Here is a 16381-nt window from a genome sequence, read left to right on the forward strand (position 1 = left end):
CCGGGCCGCTGCGGTTATTTGCCGATGGGGGTCGGCAGGGGCTCGCCGGCGTAAAAAGCCGTTATATTGCCTAAGACCAGTTCGGCCATCGCCCTGCGCGTATGCTGTGTTGCGCTGCCGATATGCGGCGTCAGCACTACATTGTCCCGTTTTAATAATGCCTGCGGTACGTCGGGTTCACTGGCAAATACGTCCAATCCGGCCCCGGCGATGGTTCCGTTCTCAATGGCGGCAACCAGCGCGGGTTCATCGATAATGCTCCCGCGGGCAATATTGATGAGAATGCCGTTTTTACCCAGCGCGGCTAATACCTCGTGATTGATTAATTTCAGGCTATCCGGCCCGCCGCTGGCACAGATCATTAAAAAATCGCTATTATCCGCTAATTCCATAATAGAGGGGAAAAACGTACATTCCGGATCGTCAGCGGGATATTTGTCGTAATAACCCACAGGCATATCAAACCCTTTTGCCCGTTTGGCGACCGCATGGCCCACCCGGCCGAATCCCACAATACCCAAGCGGCGTCCGCTGACTTTGGCCGCCAATTTATAGGGTTTGCCGTGCCATTCTCCGTTTTCAATAAACCGCTGCGCGCCGAAGATTTGTCTGGACGCCGCAAGCATTAACGCCATTCCTAAATCGGCAACATCATCAGTCAATACATTCGGCGTGTTGGTCACTTGTATCTGTTGTTGGAATGCAACATGTGTATCCACGCCGTCATAGCCGACGCCAAAAACAGCGATGAGTCGCAAATTGGGTAATTGGTTAATCAGCACAGCGTCAACCGTTGATTCCCCGCTGGCCAATATGACCTGAATATCATTGGCGATCGCGTTGAATTCTTCCGCGCCCATTTTAAGATACTCATAGAGATCGTAATGCGATGACACGAGCTCCGCTAACGCATCAGGCACTTTGTTTACTCGTAAAATGGCGTTCGGCATAGTGATATCCCGCTGTGTTGTTTATAAAAAATCAACGTAATATTGAAAAGTCGCTGTGACCCCTTGGCTATTTCTGATAAAGCAATTGGCCTTTTTTCGTCGGCAGTCGGTTAAAATTGATGCATAACGTTCCTAACGTATAACACCCGGCACAAACCGCGAAGTAGACGAGCACGCTCTCATAGCTGCCCGTGGCCTGCAGAATGACCCCGACCAAAATAGGGACCAGTATGCCGGCGCAGCTGTTAGCCATATTCATTATTCCGCCGATCAACCCAACGCGGTCCTTGGGGGCCAGAATGGCGGGGAAACTCCAATACAGGCTACCGAACATCATAAAGAAGGCGGCGACTGATAATAAACCGACGGCGAGCGCCGGATCTTTAATGGTGGACAAGGCAAATAACACACCCAAACCCACAATACCGGATAGGGACAACAGGCTCTTTAACGCCACGTTATGGCTTACGCCCCGTTTAACCAGATAGTCAACAAAGAAGCCACTGAATAAACACCCTAATGCCCCCAGAATAAAAATGAGGAAAGTCGAGTTTCCGATAGACGCCAGATTCAAACCTTGCGCCTGTGCCAAATAACTTGGTCCCCAGGTGAGCAATCCCCAATAAACCATACCCCATGATGCGCGGCCCACCATAATAGCGATCATGGTAAACCAGCTGATACCCAACCCTTTTGTCGGTGTCGTATCATTCGGGTCATCACCGGCGACGATATTCCCCGCTGTAATATAAGCCAATTCTTCCTTATCGACTTTGGCATGCTGTGACGGACGGTCCCTTAGAATTCTCCAGGCGACGGCGCCTAATAACATGGTAAAAAGGCCGACAATAACAAACGTGATACGCCAGGAGTCGAATAATACAATGAGGTGCGCCACCACTATACCGCCCACCGCCACGCCCAACGGGCTGCCCGCATCCATGATAACGGCGCCTCGTCCTCTTTCCGATTGAGTTAACCAGGTCGAGCTGAGTTTAGCGCCGCTCGGCGAGACGGGGGTTTCCATTGCGCCCAAGCCGAGCCGGGCAATTATCAGGGATATTCCGCCGGTGGCCAAACCGATGATTGCCTGAAAAAATCCCCAGCCTATCAGCGCGCCGGTAATAACTTTCCGAGGTCCAAAGCGATCCAGCATCCATCCGCCGGGAACCTGCAATAATGCATATGTCCAAAAAAAGCTACTGAGGATAAGACCTTGCATGGTAGGAGAAAGGCTAAATTCCTCTTTTATATAAGGCATTCCTATTGATAGCGTAATACGGTCCATTAAATTAACCGCCAACAGGAAAAACATTGTTGTAAATATAACCCAGCGAAAATGGGTTGGTTTTTGTGGCGGTGTTGACGGGCTTATTATGGAATGAGTCATGGTCCACCCTCGATTTAATTCGAAATCTATGGTAGTTATTGCATCGTTAAGTTGTTCATAAGTTCAATGCATGAACTTATGTTTGGTTACTAAAACACATATAATGAAATAAGAATGCGGTATTTATCACATATCATCGATAACCAAGGACCGAAGAAAAGAGTGCTGTCGCCGCGCCAGAAATCCTGATAAAGATCACGTTTGTCTAAAAAAGCCCGCCCAAACAATTGTAAAAAAAATTATCCATATGTATTATCAGATCCAGCCTCCGCCGCCGGCAGGCAAGCGCCCACCTCACAGACAGCGATAAACAGCACCGCGGGCGATATCATTTTCGGAAGATTTCAGAAGAGGCAAGCCATGACGTCATTTTATGAACGGGCGCTGCGGGAACTGGCAATCGTCTTTGAAAATTTGAATGGAAACTCGGTGCAGCAGGGGCTGGATCTTATCCAACAGGCGCGGCGTATTGCCCTCTACGGCGTCGGTCGCGAGGGACTCCAGATAAAGGGATTTGCCATGCGTCTTTATCATCTTGGACTCCACGCCGCGGTGGTGGGGGATATGACCACGCCCCCTCTTAGCCAAGGCGATTTGCTGATAGTTTCGGCCGGGCCGGGCTGGTTTTCCACCGTTGATGCGCTGCTGACCACCGCCCGTCGGGCGGGCGCGGCGACGCTTTGTATCACCGCCCAGGGCACCGGCGCCTGTGCGGCGAAGGCCGACGGGGTGATTACCCTGCCGGCGCAAACCATGGCCGACGGGCAGAGCGCCGCGAAATCGGTGTTGCCCTTGGGGTCTTTATATGAAGGCGCGTTATACCTGTTGTTTGAGGGCATGATTGTCCACTTGCAGCAAAAACTGGCCGTTTCCTCTGCCGTGATGTCCGGCAACCATACCAACCTCGAGTGAAAGCCGGGTCGTCGGGGGATTAACCTCCTGGCCTGGCGAGTTTGCCATTCATCAGTGATATAATGTCGCCGTTTGCTATTGCGTTCAAAGGGGGAAGCGTGCAGGGAGAATTCAGCGGAGAAACGGAAAATGACCATTTGCGGGCGCGTATCGCCTGGTTTTATTTTGTCGGCGGGCTCACGCAGCAGCAAATTGCCGACCGACTGCGTATCACGCGCCTGCGGGTAAATAAAACCATTGGGCAAATCCGTGCTGACGGCAGCGTACTGGTGGAACTGCGCATGCCGTTGGTGGACTGTATCGACCTCGAAGAAAAACTCAAGGCAAAATTCAATCTCGAGGATGTGAGCGTGACGCCCTCCATGCCGGATTATATCGAACAGCAGCGCACCATCGGCGAGGCGGCGGGCATGATGCTCGATACGCTGATCCAGGGTTATAAAGGAATCGGCGTCGGCTGGGGCAGGACCCTGAGCTTCAGCGTGCGCCGCATTACCGCCAAACTGCCGGCGGGGTCCTGGGTGGTGGGGCTGATGGGCGGCGTAACCCGTGGATCCGGCACCAATACCTTCGAGGTTTCCACCGCGCTGGCACGGGCATTGGATGTGGAATGCCACTATCTCACCGCGCCTATCTACTGCCACTCCATGGAAAGCCGCGCGACGCTGCTGATGCATGAGGAACTGGCCGAGGTGATGCGCCGGGCCGAGGATGCGCAGGTGGTGCTGGTTTCCTGCGGCGATTTGTCGGAACGGTCGCCCATTACCCCGATAAACATTGTGCGCGAACATTTGGCCGAATTAATCGAGCTCGGCAGCATCGGGGAAATCCTGGGGTGTTTCCTGGATAAGGATGGCGGCGTTATTTCCCACCATGTCAATGAATCCATTATGGCGCTTCCGCTGGAGAAATTAAGGAAAAAACCCGTTTCCATTCTGGCTTCTGGCGGGCGCAATAAAATCAAAATCATTCGCGCTATCCTGCGCGGTAAATATATCAACCGACTGGTGACGGATGAAGATGTTGCCCGCCAGCTATTAATAGAACGGGATGATTAACATTCTATAATGATCGGTGCAATGTAAGCCCACCGGAAGATTATCCTTCGGCGCCGTTGCCGGCGCTGCCGTTATTAATAGGCAACGCTGAATGGCTTCTTTTTCAAAGGGTAATAGCGCCCCATCTCTCTGTTATCACGTTATTATTAACCTGCTAATTAAACTCACCTTTGTCGCGGCTTCTTTCTTTCAGCCACCGGCGGAATCGATTCACCTCCCAGTATAAATTTCCCTGCATTTTTTTATTTGGCGGAAGAGTTCAAATCTATTAAGCCGAATGCGTTGACAATGCGGTTTATGTGAGCTTGGCCGCAGATTAAGCCTAAATAAAATGAGAAAACGAAGGTAAGAGATAAATGTATTTTAAATTTTACAAATGTACGATTTTTATCTCCAGGCATCTGAGCAGGGTTTTTTCGCAGAGCTTAAGACGCTCTTTATCGATCATCGGTTGTTCAACCTCCCCATGCGGATAACGTTTTTTCTATGGAGTGAACTATGAATAAAATTACTCTGGGTATTATGGCCGCCGCCGCTTTGATGTTACCGTTCGTGGCTTCATCGCAGGACGATCAGGCCGGCCTTAAAAAGAAAGATAGTTACAGATTTGTTATCATCCCCAAAGTCGTCCACCCTTGGTTCGACAAGGTGAATAACGGCGCCAAGCAGGCGGCCGCCGTCATCAAGGCTCAGACCGGTTCCGATGTCCAGATTATCTACAGCGCGCCGCAGCAGGCCGATGTGGTTTTGCAAAACCAGATTCTGGAAAGCTCCATTGCTACACGCCCGGACGGTATCGCCATCGATTTGCTGGACGAGAAGGGCAATCGGGCTTCACTGGAGGAAGCGGTGGGCCAGAAGATTCCCGTGACGATATTTGACTCCGTCGCCCCGGCCGATATGAACCTCACCAGCATCGGCAATGATTTTTGCGAACAGGCGCAAATCGCCTCCCGTCGTTTGGCCGAGCTGCTGAACGGTAAAGGGGAAGTGGCGATCATGATGGGCGTCCCCAGCGCGCCGAACCATGCCATCCGCGCCGACTGCCATCAGAAAACCTTTGCCACCTATCCCGGTATCAAGGTGGTGGCTACCGGTATCGATAACGACGATATAGAAACGGCGCAAAAACAGGCCGCCGCCATCATGCAGGCACATCCGAATCTCAAGGGGTGGGTGGCATCGGATGCGGCGGGTCCCATCGGTATCGGCCAGGCAATCAAAGAAGCCAATAAGGCGCATCAGGTGTTGATGGTGGGTTTGGATGATTTGACGGAAATGCTGCAATTGATCCGCGACGGCGTCGCCGACAGCACCTCGTCCACCAAGCCGGAAATGCAGGGGTATTGGGCGGTCATGACCATGTGGCAAAAGGCCATGGGCATTCCCACCCCCAAATATATCGATACCGGTATCGCGATAATCAACAAGGACAACGTTGGGAAATAACCCGGCCGCCGGACAGTCCTTTCAGGATGTCGTTGATTATTCCCTGACCAAGGAACCTTACAGCATGGCTATTTTGGAAGTTGAAAACCTGGGCCGCGACTTTCCGGGCGTCACGGCACTGAATAATGTCAATCTGGCCTTTGACCTCGGCCGGGTACATATCCTTGCCGGGGAAAACGGCGCGGGTAAATCGACCCTGGTCAAGGTGCTGACCGGCGCCTATACCCCCAGCCGCGGCACGATCAGGATCGATGGCCGGGATCCGCTGGAAAACAGAGAGTTGTTTAACTGTGTCGCCTATGTTCCGCAGGAGCTCAATCTATTTCCCCATATGAGCGTGGCGGAAAATCTGTTTATCCCCTACGCGCGCTCGGGGTTCGCCGGCCGGTATGTGGATTATAAGGCTATCAACCTTGCGGCGCAGAGTTACCTGGACACCTTCTCCATAGAAGCGCGACCGGATGAGCTGGTGCGCAATATCTCGATATCCGACAGGCAATTACTGCAAATCGCCCGGGCATCCACCAACAAGCAGATGAAGGTGCTGATTCTTGATGAACCCACCTCCTCGCTGACCAAGACCGAAGTCGAGCGGGTATTCAGGGTTATCGCCGACATGAAGGCGCGTAACCACGCCATCCTGTTTATCTCCCATAAACTGGATGAGCTGTTCGCCATTGGCGACGACTATACCGTTTTGCGCAACGGCGAAAAAATTGAAAGCGGCAAGATAAAAGACACCACCGAAGCCGGCCTTATCAAAGCAATGTCCGGCGCCGATATGAAAACCAACGAACATTTCCGTCCGTCATCTGTTGTCGGCCCTGGGGAGGGGGAGACGATTATCGAGGTTGAACATCTTTGCGGGCGGCGTTTCAACGACATTTCCTTCCGGCTTAAGCGCGGGGAAGTCTTGGGGTTTGCCGGACTGGTGGGGGCCGGGCGCAGCGAAGTCATGCAGACCTTATTCGGTTATCTGCCGGCCACCGGGGGGCGCGCTACGGTTAACGGCCGTGCATGGAAGCTGGGCAGCCCACCGTTTTCGGTGCGAAACGGTATGCTGTACCTGTCGGAAGAGCGAAAACTGCACGGCATTCTGCCCATGCTGAGCGTACGGGAAAATATCGGTATTTCCGTCATCAAACAAACGCTCTCATGGCTTGGGATCTCCGCCGGCAAGGAAAAATCGCTGGTGCTGGAGGTGATCAAGGCCTATGACGTCAAAACCTCAGATATGGAAACCAAAATTGCCTTTCTTTCCGGCGGCAATCAGCAAAAAACCATTATCGGACGCGCAATGGCCACCAAACCGGACGTTCTTATCTTTGATGAACCCACCAAAGGTATTGACGTCATGACCAAGGCGGAGATTTACAAAATCATGCGGGCGCTGTGTGAAAGCGGCGTCGGCATTATTCTCGTGTCATCGGAAATGGAGGAGTTATATAAATGCGCGAACCGGATTATCACCATGCATAACGGTGCGATTACCGGCGATTTCCCCACCGCCACCACCGATAACGAAACGCTTGTCCGGGCGATTTTTGGTACGGAGAACCATTATGCAGCGTAGCCGTTTTTCCATTCTCGCCACCAATCCCCTGGCCGGGGTCATGGTGGCCCTCGTGATCATTTTTGTGCTGTCGTCGTTAATCTCGCCCTATTTCCTCTCGCCCTACAATATGTCGGTGGTGGCGAGAACCCTGGCTTTTATCGGACTGATAACCGTCGGGCAGTCAATGCTGCTTATTCTTGGCGAGCTTGATCTGTCGCTTGGCGTAATTGGCGGGCTATGCGGGGTTATCGCCGGCATCTTTATGGTGAACTTCGGCATTGAACCCGCCGTCGCCTGCGTTATGGCGCTGGCGCTTGGCGCCGTGCTCGGTTTTCTGAACGGCCTGCTGGTAACCAAGCTGCGGCTGCATTCCTTGGTGCTGACCATCGGTACCGCCGGAATTTTCGGCGGCGCGAATCTGGTGCTGACCAAGGGAGTGGCCATCACCGGCATTCCGCCCAGTATCCAGTATTTCGGCCGCGGGGATATCCTCGGCTTGCCTTTACCGTTTGTCATCATGCTGGCGGTGCTGGCGATTGCGACCTTTATTACGCTCAAGACGCCGTTCGGCCGTTATATGTATGCCATCGGCAATAACGGCCCGGCAGCCCGGATGTTGGGAATCAAAGTCGATCGGGTGCGTATCTGGGTTTTCACCTTTGCCGGTTTTCTGGCCGCATTGGCGGGTATTTTGATGGTCGCACGCCTGGGGACCGCACAGCCCTCCATCGGTGAAAGCTGGGTGCTGCCGCCGATTGCCGCGGCGGTAATCGGCGGTGTCGCCACTACCGGCGGCGTGGGTACTCCCTTTGGCGCCATTATCGGCGCCACCATTATCGGCATTATCGAAAACATTATCGTGCTTTACGGCGTATCGCCCTATTGGCAAGGCATCGTCAGCGGCGTTCTGGTGGTGGTCGCCATTTCATTTGATGCCGTTTCACGGCGCTATATCCGTAAAGAAGAGTGATTCGACCTGGCGACCCGCGCGGCAGCGGGTCTGGTCCCAGGCGTTGACGAATACGAGGAGGAATAGATGAAACTCGGATTAAACCTCTCTTTTGCCATCAAGCGTTGGCTTGGCGGCGGGCAATTGGCAAACGTGGTGAAGCATGAACTGGGCATGGATCGGGTCCAGTTTACCTGGGATTTGGTGGATCCCTGGTGGCCGGCGGCAGCGCGCGACGCCGTTGCGCGAGAGTATGCCGATGCCTTTCGCGCCGCGGGCATCACCATCGAAAGCACCTTCGGCGGGTTGGCTTCCTATACCTATAACCATTTCCTGGCGCCCACCGAGACCCTTCGCGATTTGGGCAAGGAACACTTCATGCGCGCTATCGACATGACCGCTGAAATGGGGGTTCCGGCGGCGGGCATGCCCCTGGGTTCCTATTCGGCGCAGGACGCCCTTGACCCGGGCCGGCGGGAAGACATTTATCAGCGAGCGCTGCAATCCTTGGTGGATGTATCCCGTCATGCCAAAAGCCGCGGTCTGTCGACGCTGCTGATTGAGCCGGTGCCGCTGACCACCGAGTTCCCGTCATCCGCCCGGGATGCGCTGCGTTTGATGACCGATCTTGACGGCGCGACGGATATTCCCGTGCGGCTGCTGGTGGACTGGGGCCATGCGCTGTTTAAACCGATCTTCGGCGAAGACGCCAATATGGAACATTGGATTAAGCAGTGCGGAAACTATATCTCCGCCTACCATATCCAGCAAACGGATGGCCTGCTCGATCGCCACTGGAGTTTTACCCAACCGGGCATTGTCACGCCGCAGCGCCTCAGCGCATTTTGGCGCGATCAGCGTTTAACCCATCAGACATACCTGCTGGAAATCATCTATCCGTTTGAGCAAACGGATGAATTTGTGCTGCGCGATATGCAAGAAGGCATCAAACTGCTGCAAAGCGCCGGCTGATGGCCCTCTGCCGTGGGGCCTCCGTGGAACATGCCTCATTGCCGTTCGAATTCTGTCAGGGGCGTGCCAGCGGAAATGATAGCCTTTGCATACGCTGGGAACGCCACCGGATGGTTCACCGGGTGCGTTTGATGGAAAACAGCATACCGGCCAGTACTATAAAGGCGCCGATAATGGCCAGTTGCCAGGTGCTCGGGATGCCCACTAGGATCAGTACGTTGTTCACCAGCGTGATCAGGATGACGCCGAGCAGGGTGCCTAGCACGCTGCCGGAGCCGCCGGTGATGCGGGCGCCGCCGAGAATAACGGCGGCGATAACCTCCAGTTCGGAACCCGCCAGGTCGAAGGGATTGGCCAGGCGGTTGCTGGCGACATGCATAATGCCGGCGATGCCGGCAAGCAGGCCCGCATAGGCGAACACAAACACCCGCACGTTACGCAGGTTATAGCCAAGCCGTTGGGCAATGTCGGCATTACCCCCCACCGCATAGATGGCCCGGCCCATCAGCGTACGCTGCAGCAGGTACCAGGTGGCGACGGCGGCAACCGCCAGCGCCAGCACGTAGGCGGGAAGCGCCGACGTCCCGCCGCCGGCGCTCTGGTGATGGAAAAGCGCATATTTGCCGAATGCGTCCATCGATGCCGGGATGTTCATAAACAGCGCCGTGCCGACAAAGGTCAGCAGGAAGCCGCGGATCACATACTGCGTGCCGATGGTCACAATCAGCGACGGCGCCCTGAGGGCGCTGACCAGCAGGCCGTTGGCCGCCCCCAGCAGCGCGCCGCCCGCCGCGGCCATCAGCAGGATGGGCGCCATGGACATACCGGGCGCCAGGTCCGTCACCAGTTTGGTGATGACGTACATCACCAGGGCGGCGATGGCGGTGAAGGAGACGTCAAGCCCGCCCGCCGCCAGCACCACCAGGACGCCCAGCGCAAACAGGCCGCTCACCACGGAGGAGCGCGCCATGTCGAACAGGTTCGACACCTGCCAAAAGGCGGGGTTGAGGGTGCCCACCACCAGGCAGACCAGGACTATCAGCAGCAGCGTCACCGCCGGCGGATGATGAATGAACCAGCGGCTGAGGCGTACGCCGTGGCTTGCCGTGCCGTCGCGGCGATGCTGTGTTGCGATATCGGTCATTGTGGCGTCTCCGGGCGCTCTTCCGCCGCCATGGCGCGGTACAGCGCCCCTTCCTCAAGGTTATCCGCCGCGAACGTCGCCGCCACGGCCCCCCGGCGCATCACGAGGATGCGGTCGCAGTTTTGCAGCAGTTCCGGCAGGTCGTCGCTGATGATGATGACGCCCATGCCGTCGCCGGCGAGCCGCTGGATGATGCGATAAATGGTGTCCTTCGAGCCCACATCCACCCCCGCCGTGGGCCCGTGCAAAATCAGCAGCCGCGGCTCGATGGTCAGCCAGCGGCCAATGAGCACGCGCTGCTGATTGCCGCCGGAGAGCGACATGACGGGGTTGTCGCTGTCGGGGGTGACAATCTGCAGGTCATCGATGGTCCGCTGGGCGGCGGCGTGATTGCGTTTGCCGTCCAGCAGGCCGAACGAGCCGCGCAGGCGGTCGAGCATCGCCACGATGATATTCTCCTTAATCGATTTCTCCAGGAACAGCCCCTCGGACAGCCGGTCCTCCGGCACATAACCGATGCCGGCGCCGATGGCCTGCGCCGGGCTGCCGAGGGTGATGGCGGCGCCGTCCAGCGCTATCCGGCCGCTGTCCGCCGGTAAAATGCCCGCCAGGGACAGGGCCAGTTCATTGCGGCCGGAATCCAGCAGCCCGGTGATGCCGAGGATTTCACCGCGCGCCAGCTGGAAGGACACGTCCCGGTAGCCGCCGCGCCGGCCGAGGCCGTCGACGCCCAGCAGCGCCTCGCCGCCGTCAAAGGCGGCGCGGTACCGGGTGTCATCCAGCTGCTTGCCGGTCATCCAGAAGGCGAGCTGCTGCTTTGACTGTCCGGCCACATCGCATTCGGTGACCTTCAGGCCGTCGCGCATGATGATGGCCCGGCCCCCGATAGCCTTGCACTCGTCGAGCTTGTGTGTGACGAACAGCACCGATACGCCCTGCGCCTGCAGTTTGCCCACCACCGCAATCAGGTTGTCCACCTCGCGCCGGGTGAGGGCGGTGGTGGGCTCGTCCATGATGACCAGGCCGGCGTCCGACGCAATGGCCCGGGCAATGGCAATCAATTGGCGGGTGGCTATCGGCAGTTCTTCCACCGGCGTGTCGAGAAACGCCGCATCGGCGGGCAGGTTGACCTTGGCCAGCGCGCGCACCGCGGTGTCCTTGAGCATGCGCAGGTCCAGGCGCCGCGCCAGACTGCCGCCGGCGGCCACCAGCTGGCGGGTCAGCGCGACGTTTTCGGCCACGCTGAGATTGGGCAGCAGCGACAAATCCTGATAGACGGTCTCAATGCCGGCGGCCAGCGCGCCCACCGGCGTCAGCTTGTCCACCCGCCGGCCGTTAATCAGCAATTCGCCGCCGTCGGACGGCTGCGCCCCGGAAATGATTTTGATCAGCGTGCTTTTGCCGCAGCCGTTTTCCCCCATCAGGTGATAGACGCGGCCGCGTTCGATAACAAAACTGATGCCTTTAAGCGCCTTGACGCCGCCAAAGTGTTTTTGCAGTTCGCGCACCTCGAGAAAAGGCACGGTCTGCGCCGGGTTGCCGGCGGGCGAGGTATCGGCTTGAACGGTCACGGGCATGGCTTTTATCCAGGCAGGTTTACGGGTGGGGATCGGCAACTGGCCGCCGATCCGAGTTTGTTGACAAAGTGCCTGGTCGGGATAGGCTGCCAGATCGTAAACACGCCGTGAATCCATCCCTGGAGGCTCGATCCGCGCCATCCCTGGCGCGGACGGTTTACTCTTCTGGCAGCCTATCCCTCCCTATTAACTCTGAGTACTTTGTCAGCAGTCTGAGACCGGCGGCCGGCCGCCGATCCGTTGCACTCTCTATGGACTTTGAGACTCAGAACGGGTATTGCCGGTAGTTGGACTTGTTCACGTCAACCCAGGCCTGACCGGTGACGATGATGCCCTTGCCGGGACCTTTTTTCACCGACACCTTGTTATAGCCGGGTACGCCCAGGTCCATGCCGTCGGTAACCTGCTTGCCCTCCAGCAGCATCTGCGCCACCTTGTTCATGATGTAGCCGGCATCCTTGGGATCCCAGAAGGAGATGCTCTGCACGGTGCCGGATTCCAGATACTTGCTGGTGTCCTTCGGCAGGCCGAGCCCGATGACGCACACCTTGCCGGAGAGGCCGGCTTCTTCCACGGCGCGGCCGATGCCGATGACATCAATAGCGGAACCGCCCTGGAAACCCTTGATATCCGGGTATTTACGCAGGATTTCGCGCGCTTTTTCGTAAGCTCTGTTGGCGTCGTTGAAGGATTCATTCTTGGGGGACACCAGTTGCATCTGCGGGTACTTCTTGGCGTTCTCGGCGCCGCCGTCGGCCCACTGCACGTGGGTCAGGCTGCCGAGGGAACCGACGAACGACGTCCATTTCCCGCTTTTGCCCATGCATTGCGCCAGCTGTTCGTTGAAGTGGGCGCCGAAAGCGGTATTATCGAACGCCTCGATATCCACCAGCGTGTTTTTCAGGCTGTCCCCCTCATGGGTAACGACCTTGATGCCGCGATCCATGGCGCGTTTGAGCACGCCTTCAATGGCCGAGGGGTCCATCGGCACCACGGCGATGGCGCTGACGTTCCTGGCCACCAGATCCTCTATCAGGCGTCCCTGCTGGGCGGCATCGGCCTTGGCCGGGCCGATCTCGCTGGTGGTGACGCCGGGATTGTCCCGGCCGTAGGCAACGACGCCTTCATTCATGCGGGTGAACCAGTTCTCGCCGGTTATCTTTACCACCGTCACGATGGACGGCGCGTCTTTCGCGAGCAGGGGCGGCGCCGCGCACAGGGCGCCCAGCGCAACGGCGAGGGCGGTAAGTTTACGTATCATTGGCATCAACGTTTCCTCATTATGGTTGTGTTGCACGTAGGGTAAGAGTTCGCCGCCGGCGCCGATAAGACGCCGGCGGCGATAAAACGCGTCACGTTCGTGACGCAAGCCAAGACCGGATATCGACGCGCGACACCGCCAGGAACAGCAGCAGCAGCAGGCCCCAGGCGCAGTCGCGGAAAAAGTTGGAAATATTCAGGAAATTGAACAGGCTGGCCAGCATCTGCAGCGCGGTGGCCGACAGCACGACGCAGACGATGCGCCCGTAGCCCCCGTCCGGCCGCACGCCGGCCATCACCACAATCAGGATGGCGATAAGTACATAGGAGCTGCCATAGTCCCACTTCACGCTGGAGGTGCGGGCGGCGATGACGATGCCGGCGATACCGGCCAGAACGCCGCTGGCGGTGTAGGTGAGAAACAGCATCTTTTTCAGCGCGATGCCGGCGTACCGCGCGGCCTTGGCATTGCTGCCCATCAGATAGAGCCGCAGGCCGAAGGGGCAAAAACGCAATACGATGCCCAGCAGCAGCGCCACCGCCAGAAACAGCGAAAAGCACAGCGGCAGGCCCAGCACCGGCGAATTGCCGAAATCGTCCAGCGGTTCGATATAGCCGATGCTGATGGCCGACCCGTTGGTCAGCACCACCGCGATGCCGGTGAAGAACATCTGCGTGCCCAGGGTAGCGATAATCGGCGTCAGGCCGGCATGGGCTATCAAAAAGCCGTTAAGCATGCCCCCCGCCAGCCCCACCAGCAGGGCGACGGCCGCGAAGGCCCAAACGAACAGCAGCGGGGCGTCATCAGCCGACACCCAGTGGCGCACCAGCAGATAGGACAGGACGCCGGCCAGATTGGCCAGGGCGATGCCGGACAGGTCGATGCCGCCATTGCCCGAAATCATCGCCAGCATGACGCCCAGGGCCAGCAACCCCAGTTCGGGCACCTGCGCCGACATGGATTGAAAGTTGTACAGGGTGATAAAGTTGGCGCCGGCAAACGCCACGCCGGCCGCTAACACCAGCACGTTGGCCGCGGCCAGAAAATTGAGCTGACGGTCCGACAGAATGTTACGCATCGATCATCTCCTCCTAACGGCGCCCTCTTTACGCTGCGCCGGTCCGGAAATCCACCGCTCAGCACATACATAAGTATGCTATATTTTACATTAGTATTTGTCGACCCGTCAGTTGCAAATATATGGCCGCGATCACTGCTGTGATAATCATGGCGTGCAGGAAATATCCGGAAGCGGGGGGAAAGCGCGGGGCGGTGCATTGAACAGGCTGGCTACGTCTCCCAATAAAAAAGGCTTGCTCTTTCAGGCAAGCCTCGGGTCTGCAGTCTGACGGTTACTTTAGGCAATCCGCACAGGCGTTGCGCTGAATTTGCTCGAAGAAATCGTTGCCTTTGTCATCAACCAGAATGAATGCCGGGAAATTTTCCACTTCAATTTTCCAGATGGCTTCCATTCCCAGCTCCGGATACTCAATACAATCCAGGCTCTTGATGCTCTGCTGGGCCAGCACGGCCGCCGGGCCGCCGATGCTGCCCAGGTAGAAGCCGCCGTGTTTATGGCAGGCGTCCGTCACCTGACGGCTGCGGTTGCCTTTGGCCAGCATGATCATGCTTGCGCCCCGTGATTGCAGCAAATCCACATAGGAATCCATCCGCCCGGCGGTGGTCGGCCCCAACGAACCGGAAGCATATCCGGTCGGGGTTTTGGCCGGGCCGGCGTAATACACCGGATGATCCTTGATGTACTGCGGCAGGTCCTCGCCGTTATCGATACGCTCCTTGAGCTTGGCGTGGGCAATATCCCGCGCCACAATAATGGTACCGCTCAGTGAAAGGCGGGTGGATACCGGGTATTGGGAAAGCTGGGCGAGAATGTCTTTCATGGGGCGGTTCAGGTCCACCTTCACCGCGTCGCCTTCACCCTGCTGGCGCAGGGACTGCGGAATGTAGCGGCCCGGATTGTGTTCGAGTTTTTCAATCCAGATCCCGTCACGGTTGATTTTGGCTTTGATATTGCGGTCGGCGGAGCAGGACACGCCCATGCCCACGGGGCAGGAGGCGCCGTGGCGCGGCAGGCGGACCACGCGGATATCATGGGCAAAGTATTTGCCGCCGAACTGTGCGCCCAGCCCCAGGTTCTGCGCTTCCGCCAGCAATTCCTGCTCCAACTGCACGTCGCGGAAGGCCTGTCCGTGTTCATTGCCTTCGGTCGGCAGACCGTCATAATAATGGGCGGATGCCAGTTTGACGGTTTTCAGCGTGCTCTCCGCTGAAGTGCCCCCAATCACAAACGCGATATGATATGGCGGGCAGGCGGCGGTTCCCAATGTGCGCATTTTTTCCACCAGATAGGTTTTCAGCTTCCCGGGGCTCAGCAGCGCCTTGGTTTCCTGGTAGAGATAGGTTTTGTTCGCCGAGCCGCCGCCTTTGGCGATGCACAGGAACTTATATTCGTCGCCATCCACGCTGTAGAGGTCAATTTGCGCCGGCAGGTTGGTGCCGGTGTTCACTTCTGTATACATATCCAGCGCGCTGTTTTGTGAGTAGCGCAGGTTATCTTCGATGTAAGTGTTATAGACACCCTGCGCCAGGCGGGCCTCATCGCCGCCGCCGGTCCACACGCGCTGGCCCTTTTTACCCATGATAATCGCGGTGCCGGTGTCCTGGCAGGTGGGCAGCACGCCTTTCGCGGCGATTTCAGAATTTCTCAGAAATTGCAGCGCAACGTATTTGTCGTTTTCGCTCGCCTGCGGGTCATCAAGAATGGACGCCACTTGCTGCTGATGGGCAGGACGCAACATAAACGCGGCATCGTGGAACGCCTGTTGCGCCAGCAGCGTAAGGGCTTCGGGGGCAACCTTCAGCATTTCCACCCCCTCAAACTCAGTGATGGAAACATGGTCCCGGCTTAACAGATAGTATTCGGTGTCCTCGTGGGAAGAGGGAAAAGGGTTTTGGTAATGGAACGGTTTATTCGACATTTTTCGCTCACTTCATCCGTTATTGTATTGTCGCCATTCATCCAGGGATCCTCGGGAAATATCAATGGCGACATCTTGTTCATTTTGCCGCGGCCAGGCCGCCGTTTCGACGGGCCGGCTGCGGTGATGGATAATGACCTATGCCTTCGTGCTTGCGTATCTGCG

The 16381-nt window shown here is 57.0% G+C and carries 13 protein-coding genes; 6 read left to right on the forward strand and 7 right to left on the reverse strand.

What is annotated here, in order from left to right; genetic code table 11:
- Positions 1-14 precede the first annotated feature (14 nt).
- Both ACL2XJ_RS18515 and ACL2XJ_RS18520 read right to left on the reverse strand, forming a co-directional pair.
- Complete coding sequence (locus ACL2XJ_RS18515; protein WP_413724074.1) at positions 15-950, reverse strand: 2-hydroxyacid dehydrogenase; 936 nt, start codon at positions 948-950, stop codon at positions 15-17.
- Positions 951-1017: 67 nt separating this feature from the next.
- The gene (locus tag ACL2XJ_RS18520) at positions 1018-2340 is read right to left on the reverse strand and encodes an MFS transporter (protein ID WP_413724075.1); all 1323 of its coding nucleotides are present in this window, start codon (positions 2338-2340) and stop codon (positions 1018-1020) included.
- A 360-nt stretch (positions 2341-2700) separates the two neighbouring features.
- Between ACL2XJ_RS18520 and ACL2XJ_RS18525 the strand changes: the two genes are divergently transcribed.
- The 6 genes from ACL2XJ_RS18525 (at position 2701) to ACL2XJ_RS18550 (ending at position 9235) form a co-directional block, all read left to right on the forward strand.
- Entirely contained in the window at positions 2701-3252 is a 552-nt protein-coding gene (locus ACL2XJ_RS18525) for an SIS domain-containing protein (protein ID WP_413724076.1), read from the forward strand.
- A 62-nt stretch (positions 3253-3314) separates the two neighbouring features.
- Entirely contained in the window at positions 3315-4310 is a 996-nt protein-coding gene (locus tag ACL2XJ_RS18530) for a sugar-binding transcriptional regulator (protein WP_413724077.1), read from the forward strand.
- Positions 4311-4808: 498 nt separating this feature from the next.
- Entirely contained in the window at positions 4809-5759 is a 951-nt protein-coding gene (locus ACL2XJ_RS18535; RefSeq protein WP_132922186.1) for a substrate-binding domain-containing protein, read from the forward strand.
- A gap of 64 nt (positions 5760-5823) precedes the next feature.
- Complete coding sequence (locus ACL2XJ_RS18540; RefSeq protein ID WP_413724078.1) at positions 5824-7332, forward strand: sugar ABC transporter ATP-binding protein; 1509 nt, start codon at positions 5824-5826, stop codon at positions 7330-7332.
- Complete coding sequence (locus ACL2XJ_RS18545; RefSeq protein WP_132922185.1) at positions 7322-8284, forward strand: ABC transporter permease; 963 nt, start codon at positions 7322-7324, stop codon at positions 8282-8284. Before ACL2XJ_RS18540 ends, ACL2XJ_RS18545 begins: the two co-directional genes overlap by 11 nt.
- Positions 8285-8350: 66 nt before the next feature.
- Entirely contained in the window at positions 8351-9235 is an 885-nt protein-coding gene (locus ACL2XJ_RS18550; RefSeq protein WP_132922184.1) for a sugar phosphate isomerase/epimerase family protein, read from the forward strand.
- Between the two features lie 115 nt (positions 9236-9350).
- Here ACL2XJ_RS18550 and ACL2XJ_RS18555 read toward each other — a convergent pair whose 3' ends face one another.
- From ACL2XJ_RS18555 to fumA, 5 genes are all read right to left on the reverse strand, one after another.
- Positions 9351-10280 carry an ABC transporter permease gene (locus tag ACL2XJ_RS18555; RefSeq protein ID WP_413726917.1) on the reverse strand — a complete coding sequence of 310 codons (930 nt, stop codon included), beginning with the start codon at positions 10278-10280 and terminating at the stop codon, positions 9351-9353.
- A 95-nt stretch (positions 10281-10375) separates the two neighbouring features.
- Complete coding sequence (locus ACL2XJ_RS18560; protein ID WP_413724079.1) at positions 10376-12073, reverse strand: sugar ABC transporter ATP-binding protein; 1698 nt, start codon at positions 12071-12073, stop codon at positions 10376-10378.
- Between the two features lie 148 nt (positions 12074-12221).
- Positions 12222-13325 (reverse strand): autoinducer 2 ABC transporter substrate-binding protein, encoded by a 1104-nt coding sequence (locus ACL2XJ_RS18565; RefSeq protein ID WP_243701428.1) that lies wholly within the window; start codon positions 13323-13325, stop codon positions 12222-12224.
- Positions 13309-14295, reverse strand: coding sequence for an ABC transporter permease (locus ACL2XJ_RS18570; protein WP_413724080.1), 987 nt, complete (start codon positions 14293-14295; stop codon positions 13309-13311). The genes ACL2XJ_RS18565 and ACL2XJ_RS18570 overlap by 17 nt, the downstream gene beginning before the upstream one ends.
- A 274-nt stretch (positions 14296-14569) precedes the next feature.
- Positions 14570-16216: a class I fumarate hydratase FumA gene (fumA, locus tag ACL2XJ_RS18575; protein ID WP_132922180.1), complete on the reverse strand. Its 1647-nt coding sequence runs from the start codon at positions 16214-16216 to the stop codon at positions 14570-14572.
- Positions 16217-16381 lie beyond the last annotated feature (165 nt).

This window comes from Sodalis sp. RH16, from assembly GCF_047324245.1.
GTDB classification, from domain to species: domain Bacteria; phylum Pseudomonadota; class Gammaproteobacteria; order Enterobacterales; family Enterobacteriaceae; genus Acerihabitans; species Acerihabitans ligni.

Excerpts from the sequence above, each read along its gene's own strand:
- ACL2XJ_RS18515 (WP_413724074.1), bottom strand. The coding sequence starts at position 950 with ATGCCGAACGCCATTTTACGAGTAAACAAAGTGCCTGATGCGTTAGCG.
- ACL2XJ_RS18520 (WP_413724075.1), bottom strand. The coding sequence starts at position 2,340 with ATGACTCATTCCATAATAAGCCCGTCAACACCGCCACAAAAACCAACC.
- ACL2XJ_RS18525 (WP_413724076.1), top strand. The coding sequence starts at position 2,701 with ATGACGTCATTTTATGAACGGGCGCTGCGGGAACTGGCAATCGTCTTT.
- ACL2XJ_RS18530 (WP_413724077.1), top strand. The coding sequence starts at position 3,315 with ATGTCGCCGTTTGCTATTGCGTTCAAAGGGGGAAGCGTGCAGGGAGAA.
- ACL2XJ_RS18535 (WP_132922186.1), top strand. The coding sequence starts at position 4,809 with ATGAATAAAATTACTCTGGGTATTATGGCCGCCGCCGCTTTGATGTTA.
- ACL2XJ_RS18540 (WP_413724078.1), top strand. The coding sequence starts at position 5,824 with ATGGCTATTTTGGAAGTTGAAAACCTGGGCCGCGACTTTCCGGGCGTC.
- ACL2XJ_RS18545 (WP_132922185.1), top strand. The coding sequence starts at position 7,322 with ATGCAGCGTAGCCGTTTTTCCATTCTCGCCACCAATCCCCTGGCCGGG.
- ACL2XJ_RS18550 (WP_132922184.1), top strand. The coding sequence starts at position 8,351 with ATGAAACTCGGATTAAACCTCTCTTTTGCCATCAAGCGTTGGCTTGGC.
- ACL2XJ_RS18560 (WP_413724079.1), bottom strand. The coding sequence starts at position 12,073 with ATGGATTCACGGCGTGTTTACGATCTGGCAGCCTATCCCGACCAGGCA.
- ACL2XJ_RS18570 (WP_413724080.1), bottom strand. The coding sequence starts at position 14,295 with ATGCGTAACATTCTGTCGGACCGTCAGCTCAATTTTCTGGCCGCGGCC.
- fumA (WP_132922180.1), bottom strand. The coding sequence starts at position 16,216 with ATGTCGAATAAACCGTTCCATTACCAAAACCCTTTTCCCTCTTCCCAC.